The following is a 15442-nucleotide window of genomic DNA, read 5'->3' on the forward strand; positions in this document are numbered from 1 at the left end:
CGTTAATCTTCCATTTGCGGATGCGTCAGGCGGTCTGCGCGTATCGTTCCGCAGTGCTCTTCACGAGCGCGATCATGTTGGGGATGCCCTGCGTCCGATTGGCGCTGAGATGCTTCGAAAGCTCGAAGGGCGCTAGCGCTGCAGCGACGTCCAGCTGCGCGACTTCGACCGCAGGCTTGTCCTGCACCGAGCTCAGCACGAGCGCGACGATGCCCTTGGTGATGGCCGCGTTGCTATCGGCAAGGAAATGCAGCCGGCCGTCCTTCGCCGTCGGATAGACCCACACGGACGCTGAGCAGCCACGGACCTTGGTGGCGTCGGTCTTCAGGGGCTCGGGCATTGGCTCGAGCTGACGCCCGAGATCGATCAGCAGCCGATAGCGGTCCTCCGCCTCGACCAGCTGATATTCCTCGAGGATGTCATGGAGGGCAGGGAGGCCAGACATGGCCGCGACCTACACGCCTAGCGGTCGCGGAGCGACTCGATTTCCTTGGCGAGGCTATTCTCTTTCTCGACGGTGATGCGCTCGAGAACCTTTATGCGCTCCTTGAGCTCCTGCACTTCCTCGCGAAGGCGGAGCGTCTCCGGACCATCGACCGGCGCATCGCCCCGCATCTCCCTCATCGAGCGGGAGGGGATGCCCATTTTGTGCTTCACGATGCTGAAGATGAACACCATCGCGATGATGACGATGACAAACTCTGGCGGGTTCATTGCGGGTTTTCTCCGGTCGGAATGCGGGCGTGTTCGCGAAGCGCTTCGATCTGCGCGGCGGTCTGAGCGCCGCCATCCGTGGCAATCTGCTCAAGGACCCGCAAACGCGCTTCGATGCGTTCGACGTGAGAGGCGTATTGCGCGGCTTTTTCGGCAGTCTGCTGGGCGATCAGCGCTCCCATCTTTTCCTTGTGCAGCAGCCAGCGCTGAAAGGCGCTCAGGGCCACGCCGCCAAGAACCGGAATCGCCACCACGATGACGAAAAAGATGAGAAGCGAGGGATCCATGGCGAACTCTACCTGTTGCCGGCGGAGACGTCGGTCAGGGTTCTGGGGCGATCGCGCAGCGCTTCGATCTGCGCCGCCGTCTCAACGCCGCGATCCGTGACGATCTGCTCAAGAACGCGAAGACGCTCCTCTACCCGTTCCATATGCTGCGCATATTGAGCGCTTTTCTCGGCAGCGAGGTTGGTCTGTGAGTCCATCTGTTTCTCTTTCAGACGAAGCCACATCTTGAACGGCGCAATGCCGATCGCGGCGAGCGGGATCAGTACCCAGATCCAGCTGGCGATATTATCCATTCTGCCCCGTCTCCGTGCTGCTTCGAGTGATGTCGTGGTGGCGGATTCGCAAATCAAGCATCGGGCGATACCGCGGACTTGCTGCCGACCCGGCGCACCGGCTGTCGCAGCGCCTCGATCTGCGCCGCGGTATCGGCGCCGCGATCGGTGACGATCTGTTCAAGTACGCGCACCCGGTCTTCGAGCTCATAAGAGCGTGATGCGTATTGGGCGGCCTTCTCGGCGGCATTGCCAGCTTCGACCTCAAGCCTCTTTTCGCGATACCTGAACCAGCGGTTGGCAATGACCATCAGCAGGATGGTCGGCAGACCGACGACGATCAGCGCGAGGATGATGATTCCGAACTGGTCGTGCATTCATTGTCTCCGCGTGTCGGTGTGGGCGAGGGCTTCGATTTCCTTGCTGAGCTTGGTCGGCTCGTCGGTAACGATGCGCTCGACATTTTGCAGCCGGTCCTTGATCGAGCCGAGCTCGGCGCGGAGCTGCGCATTTTCGGTCGTGAGCAGCTTGATCCGCTCGATCGATTCCTGGTCGGTCTTAGGGTGGATCGGCATGCCCCAGCTGTTCTGAAGCGGATAGCCGTTCTTGATCCTAAGCCAGGTGTGCAGAAGCGAACCGCCAACGCCGAGAGCGACGATAATCACCACCAGGGGCAGGATCCTCATCACGAAGTTAAATACCTGGACGACTTCCGGATCCATGACTTCCCCCTTTATGCTCGGTTAGCGCAGCTGCTCGATCTCTCGCGCCAGCGAGCGGTTTTCGGTCGTCACATAGCTTTCGATGTCGGCGAGGCGGCGATCGATGTCCTTGAACCGCGACCTGATGTCGCCGGCAGCGCGCTTCGGCGAAGCGCGGACGCCCTGCCAGAACTTGCGGTCTTCGCGATCTTCGTAGTCGAGCGTTGTCGGCTTGGTCGGCGCAACCCAGCCCGCAATGAAGTAAAAGGGCAGGACGCCACCGCCGCTCATAAAAACGGCGGCCAGGAAGCAGATCCGGACGAGCGCGACGTCGAAACCCGTGTAATCGGCGATGCCGGCGCAGACGCCCATCACCTTGCCGTGCTGCTTGTCGCGATAGAAGCGCGTGCGGCTGGCCGGCTGCTCCGTCATGTACCGGTCGCGGCCTGGATCGTAGCGATGCTCAGGAAGGGGATAGTCGTCGACCATCGCTTATTCTCCGTCCGCCAGAAGGCGCTGGTTGTCGCGGCCAGGGAGGCACTGCTGCCGCCAGTTCGGGTTCTCCGCCGTCATGATGCGCTCGATGGTGCAGAGGCGGTCGTCGAGCCGCCGGGCCGCGTCATGAAGCTCGTCTAGCAGCTTCTCATCGCCCGAGGTCAGCGTAGCGGCAGTCTTCCACTTGGTGACGTAGTGAAAGATCAGCCATGGCAGGCCGATGAACAGTGCCACAATGGCAAAGATCGGAATCAAGTCGTGATCCATATTCTCTTACTTCCCCTTGGCCTTCAGCGCGGCCTTCATGGCTTCAAGCTCGGCATCCACCGACTCTGAAGCCCTCAGCTCGGCAATTTCTTCTTCGAGGCTCTTCGGCCCCGTCATACCCAATGCGTCGGCGCGGCCTTCGGCAAAGTCGGCACGGCGCTCGAGAATCTCGAACTTGGAGAACGCATCCTCGGTGCGGCTACCGTTCAAAAGCTCGCGAGCCCTGCCGCGCGTAACGGCGCTTTCGAACCGCGATTGGATCGCGTTCTGGCGCGCACGGGCTTCGCGAAGCTTGCCCTGCAGCTTGGAGATGTCCGCCTCGTAGCTTCTGAGCGTATCGTCGATGGTCTTGATCTCGCCGCGGAGGCCTTCGCCCATGTCGGCGGCCTTCTGGCGCTCGATCAGCGCAGCCTTGGCGAGGTCCTCCCGGTCCTTTGACAGCGCGAGCTCGGCCTTTTCAGTCCAGCCTGCCTGCAGTTCCTCGAGACGCGACAGCGCGCGGCGCATTTCCTTGCCGTCAGCGATGCAGCGCGCGGCCGAGGCGCGAACCTCGACCAAAGTCTCCTCCATTTCGAGGATGACCATTCGGATCATCTTCGCCGGGTCTTCCGACCGGTCGAGCATCTCGGTGATGTTCGCCGCGAAGATATCCCGAGTCCGGGAAAAGATACTCATTCAGTCACTCCGGTAATCGAATTAGGGCCCTAAACTTGCCTCTTCCCTATGCAGGCGTCGTGCCAGAATCGCACACTCGGCTGATTTTCAATATTTTTGCTATTTTTCGAGGGGAATTCACCTGAAAATCCTTGCCAAATGGTGGGATTTGCCACCAACAGTCGGGCAGTTTTCGGGTTGAAGGGCAGATGGAGCGGGCGGATCAATTCATCGGGCAGAGCCTGCCGTTTCTCGACGCGGTCGAGCGTGCCAGCCGTGCCGCGCCGCTCAACCGCCCGGTGCTCGTCATCGGCGAGCGTGGAACGGGCAAGGAGCTGATTGCCGAGCGCCTTCATCACTTGTCGCCGCGATGGGCCGGACCGCTGATCATCATGAATTGCGCGGCGCTTCCCGAGAATCTCATCGAGGCGGAGCTGTTCGGGCACGAGGCGGGGAGCTTTACCGGCGCGGCGAAGACACGCCATGGCCGCTTCGAGGAAGCTGACGGCGGCACCCTGTTCCTCGATGAGCTCGGTACCTTGTCGATGCCTGCGCAGGATCGTCTGCTGCGCGCGGTCGAATATGGCGAAATCACGCGGATCGGTGCCTCCAAGCCGATTACCGTGGACGTGCGCATCGTCGCGGCAACCAATGAAAATCTTCCCGCGCAGGTTGACCGTGGAAAATTCCGCGCCGACCTTCTCGACCGGCTTTCCTTTGAGGTGATCACACTTCCCCCCTTGCGGGTGCGCCAGGGCGACATCCCAGTGCTTTCGGAGCATTTCGGGCGTCGGATGGCCGTGGAGCTGGACTGGCCCAACTGGCCAGGCTTCAGCTCGCGCGCCGTGGCGGCCCTTGAGAATTATTCTTGGCCCGGAAATGTGCGCGAGCTCAGGAACGTGGTCGAGCGCGCGGTTTATCGCCACGAGGATCCCGAGCGCCCAATCGACGAGATTACCTTTGACCCATTTTATTCGCCCTGGAGTCCGGTGGGATCGGCGGCCGTCCAGGCGGGGTCAGTAACGCAGGATTCCGACACAAGCGAAGAGCCAGCGCAGGCGCTTCACCTTGTTTCTGCCGCCCCGGAAGCAATCTCTACCAATGACTTCCGCGGCGCCGTATCGGCGTACGAGCGCCAGCTTCTCGAGGACGCGCTACGCCGCAATCGTTTCAATCAGCGGGCGACGGCGGCGGCACTAGGCCTCAGTTATGACCAGCTGCGGCACGCACTGAAGCGGCACAAGCTGCAGGACACCGCGGCTTAGCCGGTTGGACCGTCTTAATGCCGCGGTGTGCCCCTAGCCTTAGTGCGCGTTGGTCATCGCCAGCAGCATCGGGATCGACAGCAGGGTGTTCGTCCGCGAGAAAATCATCGCGGTCCGCGCTGCCTTCGCCTTGGCGGCGTCCTCTGCCGGAACGATACCCAGCGCCTTCTTCTGGTTCGGCCAGATGATCGCCCAGACATTGAAGGCCATGATCAGCGCCAGCCACATGCCGATGCCGATCAAACGCGCAGGCTCTTGAAGCATCAGCGCTTCCTTCAGCTCGCTGTACGACCAGGCCAGCAGCAGGCCGGTCAGCACGGTGAACGCGGCGCCCCAGCGGAAATAGAACAGAGCGGCCGGCGCGATGTACTTCGACACGCCCGGCTTCAGCTCCGCGGGAACGCTGGGCATGGTCGGGATTTGCACGAAGTTGAAGTAGTAGAGCAGGCCAATCCACGTGATGCCGAAGAAGACGTGGCCCCACTGCAAAAGACCGTTCAGCAGCTCTCCCGTAGGCGCGCGATAGCCCGAATCCGGGAAGACGATGAGCAGCACCGCCAGCGCAAGCCCGGCGAACAGTACCAGTCCCAGATTTTCGAAAAATTTCCCCATATCCACCCCCTCGTCGCAAACGATCGTTTCGCTGTCGTTTCTAGGGTTGAAATTCCGGCGCGCGCAAGCATGTGGCAAGTCCAAGGGGCGGGGGCCTTTCGTGGAGCTTCGTCGCGGCTGCGGCGTTTCTCCGACAGTTCAAGGAGTTGCCCTGAAAATGCCCTTCCAGCTGCCCGACCTTCCATTCGCCAAAGATGCCCTTGCGCCGGTCATGTCGGCCGAAACCCTCGAATTTCATTGGGGGAAGCATCACCGCGCTTACGTCACCAAGACCAACGAGCTGATCGCCGACCAGCAGCAACTCAGCGGCGCATCGCTGATCGACGTCGTCCGCGACGCTAAGTCCGCGGGCAACAACAAGCTGTTCAACAACAGCGCGCAGCTGTGGAACCACAGCTTCTTCTGGCAATGCCTCGCGCCGTCGCAGGGACAGAAGCCGAGTGGCAGGCTTGCCGAGCTGATTTCCGATGCGTTCGGCAGCGAGGAGCAGCTGCTCCAGAAGCTACAGGAAGAAGCGGTCAATCACTTCTCCAACGGCTGGGCATGGCTCGTGCTCGATCGCGATCTCCTGAAGATTACGTCGCTCCACGACGCGGACACGCCGATCGTTCACGAGGGCATGGTGCCGCTCTTCACGCTCGATGTGTGGGAGCATGCTTATTACATCGACTATCGCAACGAGCGGCCGCGCTTTGCGCAGACGGTGCTGTCGAGCATCGTGAACTGGGACTTCGTTGCCCAAAACCTCGACGGTAAGGGCTTCGATCGCGCCAACCAGGAAGGGTCCGAAGCCCGGTCGCCGGAGCTGACGACCTGACCTTGCAATAAGCTCACCCGCCCTGCCATAGCTGTTGCATGGGGGCGGGTGAGGCAAGACGGCCGTGGGTCGCTCGAGCCGGCGCGGCAGTGCTGCGCTTGGCCCTCGCATTTCTCCTTTTCATCCTCGTCCTGCTGCTGATCCTCCGCGCCGCCGCATCGCTGCGCGAGCAAGACGTAGCGCCGCCGAAGGAGACGATGCGCTTCCAGACACCGCTTGGCGGTGTTGCCGCGCGTGTCAGCGGTCCGGCGAACGGGCCGCCGATCATCCTGGTCCACGGGACTGCCGCGTGGAGCGGTTTCTGGAGCGAGATTGCCACGCATCTGGCGCAGCGTGGCTGGCGGGTGGTGGCGATCGATTTGCCGCCCTTCGGGTGGTCCGATCACGATGCGGCGGGTCGTTACGATCGTGTAAGTCAGGCGAAACGGTTGTCGGCGGTCGCCGCGGCGCTGGGGAAGCCTCCGATCATTTTGGGTCACAGCTTTGGCGCCGGATCGGTGACGGAATTGGCGCTGAGGCATCCCGAGCAGCTCCGAGGCGTCGTGCTCGTCGATGCCGCGTTGGGCGAACTTGATCCGAAGTCGGAAACTACCACCGCCAAGGCGTTGGAATTCAATCCGCTTGCGCAGGTCACGGCCGCTGCCGCGATCACCAATCCGAACGCGGTCGAGCCCTTCCTGCGATCGATGATCTACCGCAAGGATCAGGCGCATAAAAGGATTCCGGTGCTGCGCGAGCCAATGCAGCGCAGCGGCACGACATCCGCCTATGCCGCATGGCTGCCCAACCTATTGACCAAGCAGGACGGTGCGTGGAGCCGTGAGAGCGCTAAGCTCTCGGCCATCGAGGTTCCCGTGGCGCTCATCTGGGGCGCTAGGGACAGCGTCACGCCACTGCCGCAGGGACAGCGCATCGCTGCGCTTACTCACGCGCGTGCGCTGCGCGTGCTGCCGAGTGTGGGCCATATCCCGCACATAGAAGATCCACAGCGCTTCGAGGTAGCGCTGGACCAATCGCTCGCCGATCTGACGAAGGGGGAACGATGAGGCGGAAGAAGTTGCTGATCGGCGCGTCGGTGATTGCCTTGGCGGCCGCGGGCGTTGCCGTCGCTTTGGCGCCGCTCGCGGCGGAACCGGAGCGCGAGAAGGATTGCGGCGACGTCCTTCCGCCGCTGCCTGGCGAAGCTGCCCGACCCGCTAAGCCGGAGCCTGCGTGGGCGCAGAAGGGCGGCTCCGTGAACGACGCCAGCTGCCTTAGCCGCACGCCGGTCGCCGGGATCGTCAGCCCACACAGCGAGAAAGAGGTCGCTGACACTCTGGCGTACGCGCGCGCGGCTGGTCTCACCGTCTCACCGGCTGGCGTGCGGCATAGCATGGGCGGGCATGCCTTCCGTCGGGGCGGGATTATGCTCGACATGCGGCACATGAACCGGATCGAGCTTAACCCGGAAAGCTCGACCGTCACGGTCGGCGGCGGCGCCACTTGGCACGACATCCAGAAGGCGATCCACCCGCGTTTCGCGGTGAAGGCGATGCAGTCGACCGACATCTTCACGGTCGGCGGGTCGATCTCCGTCAATGCTCACGGGATGGACCATCAGGCCGGGGCGCTCATGGGTTCGATCCGCTCGCTTCGCGTGATGCTTGCGGACGGGCGGGCGCTGACCGTTTCACCGGAGGAGAATGCCGATCTCTTCCACCTGATCGTCGGCGGCTATGGCCTGTTTGGTGTGATCCTGTCGGCGGAGTTGCAGGTCGTGCCCAACGACATTTACGAGTCCGGGCGCGAGCTCGTGGCCATGAAGGACCTGCCTGCGCGCCTCGCGAAGATCATCGCCGATCCGAATGTCGGCCTAATGTACACGCACCTGTCCACGGCACCCGGCTCTTTGCTGGATGAAGCCCTGATCTACACTTACCGGCATACGAACGAAGCGGGCATGACCCGGGCGCCGCTTGGCGAGGTCGGATCGGTGAAGATGCGGCGCCTGACCGTGAACCTCGCCAAGAAGGGCCCGGTGTTCCAGAGCCTGAAATGGTGGTCGGAAAAGAACCTGGAGCATCGGTTTGAAACCTGCACCGTCACGCGCGCTCAGGCGATGCACGATGCCGAGGCGTGCCTGGTATCGCGCAACGACCCCATGCACGACAGCGTGCCGTACCTCAGAAACCATCTGAAGAACGACACGGATATCCTTCATGAATATTTCATTCCGCGCGACCGGTTGATCCCGTTCGTGAATGGTTTGCGTGAGATCGTGCGCGGCCAAGATGCAAACCTGTTGAACGCGTCAGTGCGCGTCGTCGGCAAAGAGGACAACTTCCTCACTTACGCGCCGCAGCCGGCGTACTCGGTTGTTCTCTATTTCAACCAACGTACCGATGCTGACGGCAATCCTAGGATGCAGCGGCTGACGAGTGCGCTGATTGACCTGGCGAAGGCGCAGGGCGGGCGGTTCTTCCTGCCTTACCAGCTCCATTACACGCCCGAGCAGCTTGAAGCATCCTATCCGCAGATCCGCGGCTTCTTTGCGGAGAAGCGCAAGTGGGACCCGGCCGGCATGTTCCGAAACACCTGGTACGAGCGCTACGCCCCGGCACTTGGCTAGGGCTCAATAATCGTAAACGTGCTCGAGACGGCCGCCTTCGGCCTGCGTCCGGCGGATGATGTCCAGCACGTCGGCGACCTTGGTCGATACGCCGACACGGCGCCAGCCTGCGGGATCGTCTAGCTCCGTCGTGATGAGGTGCGTGCCGGGTCCGGGCACGGCCGCTTTGGGCGGCAGCAGGAGCGTGACGAAGATGTCGTCGTTCCCGCTGATCTCCACGAGCTCCACGCGGCTCGCCGATAGCTTTGTAAGCAGGTCCGTGAACTGCGCGTAGCGCGGCGCCTCAACGGTCAGCAGGCCTTTCCCGGCCGGCCCGATAAACTTGAACCGGCTATCGACCGTCTGAGGATTACCGCGAACGATCATCCTCAGCGTATGTTCGTCGCGGCCGAGACTGGCGCCTGACGCCGCCCCAATCGCCTTTGCGTAGCCGGCCTTGACGCCATATTCCCCGCTCAGCGCCAGCCGACGCTCCCAGTGCCGGAATGTCGCATGGGGTTCCCTGGTGCCCCAGAGGTCCGAAAAAGCCTGGCCGAATGGAAATTCGTACCACGGCGTTTCATGCATGAAGGTCGCATAGCGCTGCTGTACGCGCGTGGCGTAGGCATCGTCGTCGCTCCTATAGCCGCCTATCGCCTCGGAAACGCGCCCGATGGTGTTCTCATAGGCCGCCTTGACCAACAGCTCTGCCGAATAGCTCAGTCCGATCGTGTAAAGCATGATCCGCGCGTCAGCGCCGGCGCGTCCGGCGGCCGCCTGGTTCATCGCGCAATAGCTGGACCAGAAACCGCGGATGTCGCGGGCATAGTGATAGCCGCTTGGAGGCCGCGCCTTGAGGAACTGGCCGAAGCTTTCGGCCGAATAGACGATGTACCATTCGGGGTAGGTGAGCCACGTCCGCGCTTCATCGCGGCGCCAGGCGGCGTCTTGGGATTGCGGCTTGTAGCCTTGCGTCTGAAGGCCCTCGATGGGCGCGCGGCACCTAGTCTCGATCGTGACGATCGGCACGAGCGCCAGCGCGAGCAGAACGCCGCCCGCGCCGAGCAGGACCTTCCAGCGGCGCTTCACGCGGTAGCGAGCGTTTCCGCGGGTCGCCTGGCGAGGGCGTAGCCTACCAGGATCGCGATGCCGCCGATCATGATGTGCGGGACGTTCATGGCGACGCGTGTCGAGAGCGGCATCGCCATCGGCCCGTGAAGGAAGATGCCGAGGTCGAGGTAGCCCATGCCCGTCAGCAGGCCGAGGACGCCGTCGAAGAAATAGAGCGGCCCGAAGATACGGAAGTAGGTGCGGCTGGCGCCGTACGACGTCCAGGCAGCGATTGCCGCCCACAGGCCGGAGCCGAGGTGCAGCGCGTCATCCCACCATTGGAGCTTGAACAGGCCGAATAGATTGCCCTGGCTGTCGAGAAAGGCCGGAATGTATCCGAGCGTGGTCACGCCGACGAAGAGCAGGGCGTAAGCCCAGGCAAAAGCTCTCACGGTCTTCATTGCATCCCCCCAGCCAATCCCCGGATGCAATGTGCCTGTAGCTACTGCTTTAGTCGATACCCGGTGCGGAACATCCAGGCGATGACCGCCATGCAGAGCGCGTTGATGCCGAGCATGACGAGCACGCTCGACCAGACGGGCACGTCGGCGATCGAGTAAAAGCTCCAGCGGAAACCGCTGATCAAGTGAACGACCGGGTTGAAGGTCGCGACGGTGCGCCAGGGCTCGGCAAGAACCTTCACCGAGTAGAAGGCGCCGCCGAGGAAGGTGAGGGGTGTGATCACCAGCATCGGGATGATCTGCAGCTGTTCGAAATTCTTTGCCCACACGCCAATCGCGAAGCCGAACAGGCAAAAACCGCTAGAAATGCCGAGCAGGAAGAGGACCATCGCGATCGGATGATCGACGCGCAAGGGTACGAACAGGACGGCGGTCGCGATCGTGACAAGCGCCAGGATGACCGACTTTGTGGCAGCCGCGCCGACATAGGCGAGAACGGCTTCCAAACTGGAGATCGGCGCTGAGAGAAGTTCGTATATCGTGCCTGTAAACTTCGGAAAATAAATGCCGAAACTGGCATTGAAGATCGATTGCATGAACACGCTCAGGAGCGTCAGCCCCGGCACGATGAAGCTGCCGAAGCTGATGCCTTCCATGTCGGTCATGCGGCCGCCTATCGCCGCGCCGAACACGACGAAGTAAAGCGCGGTGGTGATCACGGGCGTGATCAGGCTCTGCCACAGGGTGCGGCCCCAGCGGGCCATCTCGAATTTGTAGATCGCTACGATGCCGTGCCAGTTCATGGCTGCGCCCTTGGCCTGTGCACCAGCTCGACGAAGATATCCTCGAGGCTGGACTGATGCGTGGACAGATCCTTGTACTGGATCCCGAGCGCACCGAGCCGCGCCATCAACGAGGCAATGCCGGTCCGCTCGGCATTACTGTCGAACTCATAGCAGAGGACGTGGCCGTCATTTTCGAGCCGTACGTTGAGATCGGATAGCTCGGGCGGAATGACCGCGAGCTGGTCGGCGAGCATGATGTCGAGCGTTTTCTTCCCGAGTTGCGCCATCAGCTTCTTCTTCTCGTCGACCGCGATCAGCTCGCCGTGGCTGATGACGCCGACGCGGTCGGCCATTTCTTCCGCCTCTTCGATATAGTGGGTGGTGAGGATCACGGTCGTGCCTCCATCGCGGAGCTTGCGGACGAGGTCCCACATGTCGCGGCGGAGCTCGACGTCGACGCCGGCGGTCGGCTCGTCGAGGAAGAGAACGCTCGGTTCATGGCTCAGCGCCTTGGCGATCATCACCCGACGCTTCATCCCGCCCGACAGCTGCATCATGATCGTCTTGCGCTTGTCCCACAGGGACAGACGCTTCAGCAGGTCTTCGATCTTGGCATCGTCGCGCGGCTTGCCAAACAGACCGCGTGAAAAGGTCACCGTGCGCTGGACGGGTTCGAATGCTTCGGTGGTCAGTTCTTGTGGCACCAGCCCGATGCGTTCGCGGGCGTAGCGATAGTCGGTCTGCCAATTCTTGCCGTCGATCAGCACTTCGCCGCTCGTAGCCGTGACGATGCCGCAGACGATGTTGATCAGCGTGGTCTTGCCGGCACCGTTGGGCCCGAGCAGCGCGAATATCTCGCCCCGCTGGATGTCGAGATCGACCGACTTCAGCGCTTGGACGCCGGTTCCGTATTCCTTGCGCAACGCGCGGATGGAAAGGACAGGATCGCTCATTCCACGGGTCCGGGTTCTGCTGGCACTGCGTCCTCCTTCATCAAGCCGTGGCGGAGAAGCATCGGGATATTCGCCGCGGCGAACAGGAAGGTGAGGGGAAGCGCGCCCCAGATCTTGAAGCCGATCCAGAATTGCGTCGTCGAATTCCGCCACACCGCTTCGTTCAGGAACGCCATGAAGGCGAAGAAGATCGCCCAGTTTCGCGTCAGCTTCTTCCAGCCCTCTTCGTCCAAGCCGGGGTAGGTAGAGCCCAGCACGCGCTGGAGCAGAGGCCGATCGGTCAGCAAAGCGAAGGTAAGAAGCCCCGCGACGAGCACGTAGTAGAACGTCGGCTTCATCTTGATGAAGCTTTCGTTGTGCAGCCAGATCGTCAGGCCGCCGAGCACTACAACCATCACGCCGGAGAACCACAGCAAAGGTGAGATGCTGCGGTAGCGGATGGCCGAGAAGATCATCGCCGCGACCATGGCGATCATGAAGGCGCCAGTGGCGACGAAGATCTTCATCACCGATGGAACCGGCGCCAGGAAGTTGACGAGGAAGAAGACAAGGAGCGGACCGAGGTCAATCAGAAGCTTGGCGCCGCCTTGCGGCTCTTGGCGCTCGCTCATTCGGGCGGAAGTCCGGCAATGGCGCGGGCAACCGCGCGGGCATCGAACGGCCGCAAGTCGTCCGCCTTCTCGCCGACGCCGATGGCGTGGATGGGAAGGCCGAACTTCTCTGCCGCCGCGACGAGGATGCCGCCGCGCGCAGTGCCGTCCAGCTTGGTCATGATGAGACCCGTCACTCCCGCGCTGTCGCGGAAGGTTTCAACCTGCGCAAGCGCGTTCTGGCCGGTCGTGGCATCGAGGACGAGAAGCACATCGTGCGGCGCCTCGGGGTTGAGGCGGCCGAGCACCCGCCGAATCTTCGACAGCTCCTCCATCAGGTGAGTCTTGTTCTGAAGCCTGCCTGCGGTGTCGACGATCAGGACGTCTTCGCCGGTCGCGGTGGCCTGCTTTACGCCGTCGAAGACAATGCCCGCAGCGTCGCCGCCTTCCTTGCCGGAAATGACGGGCGCTCCAATGCGGTCGCCCCAGATCTTCAGCTGCTCGAGCGCCGCCGCTCGGAAGGTATCGCCAGCGGCGAGAAGGACGCCGTAATCTTCTTCCTTCAGCCATTTGGCCAGCTTGCCGATGGTCGTCGTCTTGCCAGAGCCGTTGACCCCGATGACCAAGATCACGTGGGGCCGCGGGAAGCCGGTGATCTGCAGTGGCTTGGCGACCGGAGCGAGGATCTTCTCGATCTCGTCGGCGAGGATCGAGCGGAGACCCCTTTCGTCGAGTTTCTCGAACGTTTGGCGCGCAATCGCCTCGCGAATGCGGTGCGAGGCTTCGGGTCCAAGGTCGGACGCGATCAGCGCTTCTTCGATATCCTCGAGCGTAGACGTGTCGAGCGCCGCGCGGCTGGTGAGCCCCGTGAGGTTGTCCGCGACTTTGTCCGCTGTTTTCTGGAAGCCGCCACGCAGGCGGTCGAGCCAACTCATGCCCATTCTGCTGTGAGTTGGCCGCCGTCGGTACCGGTGATCATCGCGGTTCCGGCCTGGCCGCGCTCAGCTTCGGCGATTGCGGCCGGCGCAAAGTTGTCCGTGTGACCCTTGCCCGGACCTTCGATGAGCACCGGATGAACTTTTCCGACCAAGCTCGTCAGCCAACGCTCGCGCCGATGGGCAGCCGCGGCGCGCAGCCGGGCCGCGCGTGCCTTCGCCACTTCGGTCGATATTTGCGGCATGCGGGCCGCCGGCGTGTTCGGACGCGGCGAGAAGGGAAAGACGTGAGCGGCGATAATGTCGCAATCCTCCAGCAGTTTCAGACTATTGAGCGCCATTTCTTCAGTTTCCGTCGGAAAACCGGCGATCAGGTCGGCGCCGATGCTGGCATCGGGCCGCACGTTCTTGATGCGCGCGACGGCGCGGACGGCCTCGGCGCGGCTATGCCGGCGCTTCATGCGCTTCAAGATCATGTCGTCGCCGGCCTGCAGCGAGAGATGAAAATGGGGCATCAAACGCGATTCGCCCGCAATGAGCTCGAACAGCGCCTCGTCGATCTCGATACTGTCGATCGAGGATAGGCGCAGGCGGGTCAGGCGGGGCTCGGCGGCAAGCAGCTTCTGGCAAAGTGTACCGAGGCCGCCTTCATAATCGGTGATGTCGACACCGGTGAGCACGATCTCGCGCGCGCCGCGGTCGATCTCGGCGGACACCGCGTCGCGGATGGCTTCGAAGGGGAGTGAGCGGCTTGGCCCGCGCGCCTGCCAAATGGAGCAGAAGGTGCAGCGGTGGTCGCAGCCATTCTGCACCGCGACGAAGCTCTTCACTTTCGATACCAACCCGGACGCGACGGACGTCATATCGCCAGCGGGGTTCAAGACATTGAGCTTGGCCGTGTTTCCGACAACCCGGGATACTTCCGGCATGGTTGCAAAGCTGTCGGGATCGAGTTCTGCCGCGCACCCCGTCACGAGGATTTTCGCCGAGGGTCGTTGGCGGTGGGAGCGGCGGATGGCCTGGCGCGTCTGCCGCACGGCCTCGTTGGTTACGGCGCAGCTGTTGACCACGATCCAGTCTTCCCCCGCCTGGGCGAGGCGCGCGATCGTCTCACTCTCCGCGAAATTCAGGCGGCATCCGAGCGTTATCGCCTCGACGGTCACTGGAGCGCCTCGAGGTCCAATTCACCTTCGAACACGTGGACGGCGCCGCCGCGCATTCGAACCGGCTCGCCGGGCGCCCACGCTACAATGAGGCACCCGCCAGGCATCGTAACCCGGACAGGGGATTCAGCGCGCCGTGTCTTGATCGCCGCGATAGCCGTCGCGCAGGCACCGGTGCCGCAAGCCAGCGTCAGGCCAGCGCCGCGCTCCCAGGTCCTGAGGCGGACATCGCCGTCCTCGACCTGCGCCACGTTGACGTTGATGCGCTCGGGGAAGGCCGCGTCATGTTCGATGACCGGGCCGACATATTCCATCGGCACCGCTTCGAGATCGTCGACGAAGAAGACGACGTGGGGATTGCCGACGCTCAGGGCCTGGGGATGCTCCAGATCGTCCCACGCCATCGGCAATTCATTGGTGTCCATCGGGTATGCAAGGGGCACTTCGTTCCAGCCGAAACGCGGCTCGCCGAGGCTGACCTCGACCTCGACGCCGAGGTTTTCGCCTTCGAGGATGCCGCCATCGCTTTCGATGCTTTGCACGCCGGTCAGCAGGATCACGCAGCGCGTGGCGTTGCCGCAGCTCTGCACCTCGCCGCCGTCGCTGTTCCAGATGCGCATACGAAGGTCTGCGCTTTCGCTCGGTTGAAGGACTATCAGCTGGTCGCAGCCAATGCCGGTGCGTCGGTCGGCAATCGCACGAGCGAGTGCCGCCGTGACCTCGAACGGCTCCTTTCGCGCGTCGATGATCACGAAATCATTGCCGAGACCATGCATCTTGTGGAAGTGCCGCCGCATTGGGCCGGACTTAGGGATGGGCCTGAATGAAGTCTAC

22 protein-coding genes are annotated in these 15442 nt (G+C 62.6%); 4 read left to right on the plus strand and 18 right to left on the minus strand.

From position 1 onward, the window contains the following. Positions 1–25 precede the first annotated feature (25 nt). From ABD704_RS00870 to pspA, 9 genes are read right to left on the minus strand one after another with little or no spacing between them, the layout of a single operon-like run. Positions 26–445: a SufE family protein gene (locus ABD704_RS00870; protein WP_344697805.1), complete on the minus strand. Its 420-nt coding sequence runs from the start codon at positions 443–445 to the stop codon at positions 26–28. Between the two features lie 17 nt (positions 446–462). Beyond that, entirely contained in the window at positions 463–714 is a 252-nt protein-coding gene (locus ABD704_RS00875; protein ID WP_344697806.1) for a hypothetical protein, read from the minus strand. Next, complete coding sequence (locus tag ABD704_RS00880; RefSeq protein WP_344697807.1) at positions 711–1001, minus strand: hypothetical protein; 291 nt, start codon at positions 999–1001, stop codon at positions 711–713. The genes ABD704_RS00875 and ABD704_RS00880 overlap by 4 nt, the downstream gene beginning before the upstream one ends. 8 nt (positions 1002–1009) lie before the next feature. Next, positions 1010–1294: a hypothetical protein gene (locus tag ABD704_RS00885; protein WP_344697808.1), complete on the minus strand. Its 285-nt coding sequence runs from the start codon at positions 1292–1294 to the stop codon at positions 1010–1012. Between the two features lie 53 nt (positions 1295–1347). After that, entirely contained in the window at positions 1348–1650 is a 303-nt protein-coding gene (locus ABD704_RS00890) for a hypothetical protein (protein ID WP_344697809.1), read from the minus strand. Further along, entirely contained in the window at positions 1651–1995 is a 345-nt protein-coding gene (locus ABD704_RS00895) for a hypothetical protein (protein ID WP_344697810.1), read from the minus strand. Between the two features lie 21 nt (positions 1996–2016). Then, complete coding sequence (pspC, locus tag ABD704_RS00900) at positions 2017–2406, minus strand: envelope stress response membrane protein PspC (RefSeq protein ID WP_344700446.1); 390 nt, start codon at positions 2404–2406, stop codon at positions 2017–2019. Positions 2407–2466: 60 nt separating this feature from the next. Continuing rightward, positions 2467–2736 (minus strand): envelope stress response membrane protein PspB, encoded by a 270-nt coding sequence (gene pspB / locus ABD704_RS00905; protein WP_344697811.1) that lies wholly within the window; start codon positions 2734–2736, stop codon positions 2467–2469. A 6-nt stretch (positions 2737–2742) separates the two neighbouring features. Then, a complete protein-coding gene (gene pspA / locus ABD704_RS00910) occupies positions 2743–3411 on the minus strand; it encodes a phage shock protein PspA (RefSeq protein WP_344697812.1) in 669 nt (222 codons plus the stop codon). Positions 3412–3599: 188 nt separating this feature from the next. Here pspA and pspF point away from each other — a divergent pair, with 188 nt between their 5' ends. Then, complete coding sequence (gene pspF, locus ABD704_RS00915) at positions 3600–4655, plus strand: phage shock protein operon transcriptional activator (protein WP_344697813.1); 1056 nt, start codon at positions 3600–3602, stop codon at positions 4653–4655. Between the two features lie 39 nt (positions 4656–4694). Here the strand turns inward: pspF and ABD704_RS00920 are convergent, their stop codons facing one another. Then, positions 4695–5267 (minus strand): urate hydroxylase PuuD, encoded by a 573-nt coding sequence (locus tag ABD704_RS00920; RefSeq protein ID WP_344697814.1) that lies wholly within the window; start codon positions 5265–5267, stop codon positions 4695–4697. 157 nt (positions 5268–5424) lie between these two features. On the opposite strand from ABD704_RS00920, the gene ABD704_RS00925 reads away from it, so the two are divergent. From ABD704_RS00925 to ABD704_RS00935, 3 genes are all read left to right on the plus strand, one after another. Further along, positions 5425–6084 (plus strand): superoxide dismutase, encoded by a 660-nt coding sequence (locus tag ABD704_RS00925; RefSeq protein WP_344697815.1) that lies wholly within the window; start codon positions 5425–5427, stop codon positions 6082–6084. 89 nt (positions 6085–6173) lie between these two features. After that, complete coding sequence (locus ABD704_RS00930; RefSeq protein ID WP_344697816.1) at positions 6174–7130, plus strand: alpha/beta fold hydrolase; 957 nt, start codon at positions 6174–6176, stop codon at positions 7128–7130. Next, positions 7127–8692 carry an FAD-binding oxidoreductase gene (locus ABD704_RS00935; RefSeq protein WP_344697817.1) on the plus strand — a complete coding sequence of 522 codons (1566 nt, stop codon included), beginning with the start codon at positions 7127–7129 and terminating at the stop codon, positions 8690–8692. The genes ABD704_RS00930 and ABD704_RS00935 overlap by 4 nt, the downstream gene beginning before the upstream one ends. A gap of 3 nt (positions 8693–8695) precedes the next feature. Here ABD704_RS00935 and ABD704_RS00940 read toward each other — a convergent pair whose 3' ends face one another. From ABD704_RS00940 to dapF, 8 genes are read right to left on the minus strand one after another with little or no spacing between them, the layout of a single operon-like run. After that, positions 8696–9760 (minus strand): hypothetical protein, encoded by a 1065-nt coding sequence (locus ABD704_RS00940; RefSeq protein WP_344697818.1) that lies wholly within the window; start codon positions 9758–9760, stop codon positions 8696–8698. After that, the gene (locus ABD704_RS00945; RefSeq protein ID WP_344697819.1) at positions 9757–10182 is read right to left on the minus strand and encodes a DUF4383 domain-containing protein; all 426 of its coding nucleotides are present in this window, start codon (positions 10180–10182) and stop codon (positions 9757–9759) included. The genes ABD704_RS00940 and ABD704_RS00945 overlap by 4 nt, the downstream gene beginning before the upstream one ends. 41 nt (positions 10183–10223) lie before the next feature. Continuing rightward, positions 10224–10985, minus strand: a complete 762-nt coding sequence (locus ABD704_RS00950; RefSeq protein ID WP_344697820.1) for an ABC transporter permease — start codon at positions 10983–10985, stop codon at positions 10224–10226. After that, positions 10982–11920, minus strand: coding sequence for an ABC transporter ATP-binding protein (locus ABD704_RS00955; protein ID WP_344697821.1), 939 nt, complete (start codon positions 11918–11920; stop codon positions 10982–10984). Before ABD704_RS00955 ends, ABD704_RS00950 begins: the two co-directional genes overlap by 4 nt. Next, positions 11917–12531, minus strand: coding sequence for a septation protein A (locus tag ABD704_RS00960; protein WP_344697822.1), 615 nt, complete (start codon positions 12529–12531; stop codon positions 11917–11919). Before ABD704_RS00960 ends, ABD704_RS00955 begins: the two co-directional genes overlap by 4 nt. Next, positions 12528–13451 carry a signal recognition particle-docking protein FtsY gene (ftsY, locus tag ABD704_RS00965; RefSeq protein WP_344697823.1) on the minus strand — a complete coding sequence of 308 codons (924 nt, stop codon included), beginning with the start codon at positions 13449–13451 and terminating at the stop codon, positions 12528–12530. Before ftsY ends, ABD704_RS00960 begins: the two co-directional genes overlap by 4 nt. After that, positions 13442–14608, minus strand: coding sequence for a MiaB/RimO family radical SAM methylthiotransferase (locus tag ABD704_RS00970; protein WP_344697824.1), 1167 nt, complete (start codon positions 14606–14608; stop codon positions 13442–13444). Before ABD704_RS00970 ends, ftsY begins: the two co-directional genes overlap by 10 nt. Then, complete coding sequence (gene dapF / locus ABD704_RS00975) at positions 14605–15405, minus strand: diaminopimelate epimerase (RefSeq protein ID WP_344697825.1); 801 nt, start codon at positions 15403–15405, stop codon at positions 14605–14607. Before dapF ends, ABD704_RS00970 begins: the two co-directional genes overlap by 4 nt. Positions 15406–15442 lie beyond the last annotated feature (37 nt).

The organism is Sphingomonas limnosediminicola (assembly GCF_039537965.1).
Taxonomy (GTDB): domain Bacteria; phylum Pseudomonadota; class Alphaproteobacteria; order Sphingomonadales; family Sphingomonadaceae; genus Sphingomicrobium; species Sphingomicrobium limnosediminicola.